General features: G+C 66.4%; 3 protein-coding genes. 1 reads left to right on the top strand and 2 read right to left on the bottom strand.

From position 1 onward, the window contains the following. Positions 1-65 precede the first annotated feature (65 nt). A complete protein-coding gene (locus GXZ33_RS10460; RefSeq protein ID WP_291340976.1) occupies positions 66-1,031 on the top strand; it encodes an LLM class oxidoreductase in 966 nt (321 codons plus the stop codon). Here GXZ33_RS10460 and GXZ33_RS10455 read toward each other — a convergent pair. Then, a complete protein-coding gene (locus GXZ33_RS10455; protein WP_291340975.1) occupies positions 1,015-2,271 on the bottom strand; it encodes a pyridoxal phosphate-dependent aminotransferase in 1,257 nt (418 codons plus the stop codon). The two genes, GXZ33_RS10460 and GXZ33_RS10455, sit on opposite strands and share 17 nt — an antisense overlap. 16 nt (positions 2,272-2,287) lie before the next feature. Next, positions 2,288-2,911 (bottom strand): DUF1707 domain-containing protein, encoded by a 624-nt coding sequence (locus GXZ33_RS10450; RefSeq protein ID WP_291340974.1) that lies wholly within the window; start codon positions 2,909-2,911, stop codon positions 2,288-2,290. Positions 2,912-3,451: the final 540 nt, after the last annotated feature.

Below are 3,451 nucleotides of genomic sequence, written 5' to 3'. Positions count from 1 at the left end.
TATCCACGCCCTGGGCCGCACACTTCAGCCTTGAGAAGCCCGCTGCCCGGATAGCATGAGAAGGTATGGCTCCGTTCTCTCTGTCTGACGCCCCCGTCACCTCCCTGCCCGGCTTCCGGCGGACCTTCCCGCGCGGCCGCCTGACGCTGGGGATCGCGCTGCCGTTGTCCGCGGGCAACGCGGAGCACCCGACGGTGGACATCCCCCGTCAGGTGGAACTCATCCGCCGGGCGGAGGAGGGCGGCTTCGCGACGGCCTGGCTCCGCGACATCCCGCTGCGTGTCGCCGACTTCGGCGACGTGGGGCAGGTGTGGGACCCGTTCCCGTATCTGGGGTACCTGGCGGCGTCGACAAGCGAGATCGCACTGGGCACCGCAGCCGTCGTGGCTCCCGTGCGGCATCCCCTGCATCTGGCGAAGGAGGCGGCCAGCGTCGACCACCTGTCGGGCGGGCGGTTCCTGTTCGGCATCGCGACGGGCGACCGGCCCGTCGAGTACAAGGCCTTCGGTCTCGAGGAGGGCGCCCGCGCCGACGTGTTCCGCGAGAACCTCGACGTGATGAACCAGGCCTGGACCACCGAGAACCAGGGAATCCGCTGGTCACGCGGCCGTATGTGGGGCGGCGACATCGTGCCGAAGCCCCTCGCCGTGCGCCCGCCGGTGCTCACCGTCGGCTCATGCCTGCAGTCGATGGAGTGGCACCGCGAGCACGCCGACGCCCACCTCACCTACCACCGCCCCCTGCCCACGCAGCAGAAGTACCTCGCCGAGTGGCGCGACGGGGTGGACAAGCCCTTCGGCATGAACATCGCCCTCGACCTGCACCCCGACCTCGACGCGGAGCCCGGGCCGATCAAGTTCGGCTGGTCCGTCGGCGCGCGGCCGCTCGTGCGCATCCTCCACGAACTGGAGGCGATGGGCGTCGACCACTGCATCCTCGGCCTGAAGCGCGGGACACGCCCGGCGGACGAGGTGCTCGAGGAACTCATCGAGCACGTCGTCCCGGATTTCGCCGCTACTGCTTGTAGCTGACCAGGAAGTTGCCCAGCCGCTCGATGGCGTTCTCCAGCTGCGACGCCCACGGCAGGGTGACCAGACGGAAGTGGTCGGTCGTCGGCCAGTTGAAGCCGGTGCCCTGCACGAGGAGGATCTTCTCGGCGCGGAGGATGTCGAGCATGAGCTTCGCGTCGTCGTGGATCTCGTAGACGTTGGGGTCCAGGCGCGGGAACGCGTAGAGCGCACCCATCGGCTTCACGCAGCTCACGCCGGGGATCTCGTTGAGCTTCTTGTGCGCGATGTTGCGCTGGTTGAGCAGCCGTCCGCCTTCACCGGTCAGGGAGTAGATCGACTGCTTGCCGCCCAGCGCCACCTGGATGCCGTGCTGCGCGGGCACGTTCGGGCACAGGCGGGTGCCGGCGAGCAGCTCGAGGCCCTCGATGAAGCCACGGGCGTGGTCCTGCGGGCCGGTGAGCACCATCCAGCCGGCGCGGTAACCCGCGACACGGTACGCCTTGGACAGGCCGTTGTACGTGATGGTGAGCAGATCCGGGGCCAGGGTGGCCAGGGAGATGTGCTCGGCGTCGTCGTAGAGGATGCGGTCGTAGATCTCGTCGGCGAGGATGAGCAGCTCATGCTCACGCGCGATGTCGACGATCTGCTGCAGGATCTCGCGGGAGTACACCGCACCCGTCGGGTTGTTCGGGTTGATGACGACGATCGCCTTCGTCTTCTCCGTCACCTTGGAACGGATGTCCTCGATCGACGGGTTCCAGTCGTCCTCCTCATCGCACAGGTAATGCACCGGCTTGCCACCGGACAGGGAGCACGCGGCGGTCCACAGCGGGTAGTCCGGGGCGGGGATGAGGACCTCATCGCCGTCGTTGAGCAGCGCCTGCATGGTCATGGTGATCAGCTCGGAGACGCCGTTGCCGAGGAACACGTCCTCGACGTCGAAATCCGGGAAGCCGTCGACAAGCTCATAGCGGGTGACCACGGCACGACGTGCCGGGATGATGCCCTTCGACGTCGAGTAGCCCTGTGCGGTCGGCAGTGCGGCGATCATGTCACGCATGATGACATCGGGCGCATCGAAGCCGAACGTGGCCGGATTACCGGTGTTCAGCTTGAGGATGTGATGACCATCCGCCTCCAGCCGCTCCGCCTCCGCCGACACCGGGCCACGGATCTCGTACAGGACGTCCTTCATCTTGTTCGACTGATCGAAGGTACGGGGGCGTCGGCGGGCAGGGGTCGGGGAGTCGGTCTCACTCATGGACTACATGTTGCCACTACTTCTTGCCACGCTCCAACGCCTTGTTCACGAAACCCATCGCCTTGTTCGTCAATTCCGCCGTCTGAGCGCGGCGTTCCGCCCTCAACGCCTCCAGCTGCTCCTGATTCTGCAGGCGCAGTTCAGCGGCGCGCAGCTGCTCCGTCGTCCGCAGCTCCCTCAGACGCTGCTTATCGACGGCCCTCGCACTCGGCACATACCACGACTTCGGCCCCACCTTCATGATGTACAGCAGCACCCACATGGTCGGAATCAAGGCCATGAACACGAAACTCAGCGCCGAAGCAGCCACCGCTGCACCAACCACACCACCGATCGTGGTCAACCCCAGCAGCCCCAGGCGGATGTTGCGCCCCTCCCGGTACGCGGACTCTATCTCCTGCGCCGAATACAGCTTGTCGACCTGCCCCGTCGCCTGACCACTGAACCGCGGGATGTCACTGAACAGCGGATCCAGGTCACGGTGGAACTCAGCCTCCGCGATCTTCTGGCACCGCTCGTCATACTGGTCGATGGTGAGCCGCCCCTCCGCGAAGGCGCGACCCAGCGTCGACATGGCGGCGCTGCGTTCGGCGTCACTCAGTCTCATGTTCGGGCCGGGGGCGGGGTACCTCATATTCATGTCACCGAGTTTACTGATGCGGCTGCACAGTGACCTCCGGGTAAGCCCTGATCTTTCCGGATCTTTCAGGCTGGGAGTGCGCAGCTGCGCACTTTCGGGGCGTGGGTGGTGAGGGGTGGGCGGCGGGCGGGCGTCGCGATTCCACGTGAACCCTGTCCGTCACAGTCAGCGAACTGGGAAAACACAAAAGGCGGCGAGAGTTCACGTGGAATCTCACCGCCTGGTCAGGACCTGGACTCTTGGGCCGCTACCTCAGCACCTTGTTATTCGTCATCATCTTCGCTCAGTGGCGGAATCGCGCTGCCCGGTGCCGGAGGGACTGCCGGAGTAGGCGGGGTCGCCGATCCAGGGGCCGGCGGGACTGCCGCACCCGGTGCGGGAGGTACAGCAGAGCCTGGGGCGGGTGGAACTGCTGCGCCTGGTGCTGGCGGAACGGCGGGGGCTGGGGGTACAGCAGCGCCTGGTGCAGGTGGAACGACAACATTCGGTGCCGACGGAACGGGCGGGGTTGCCGTACCTGGAGCTGGCGGAACAGCCGGT

The sequence above is a fragment of the Corynebacterium sp. genome, from assembly GCF_012838985.1.
Classification (GTDB): domain Bacteria; phylum Actinomycetota; class Actinomycetes; order Mycobacteriales; family Mycobacteriaceae; genus Corynebacterium.
This window is presented reverse-complemented; position numbering and strand designations above follow the sequence as displayed.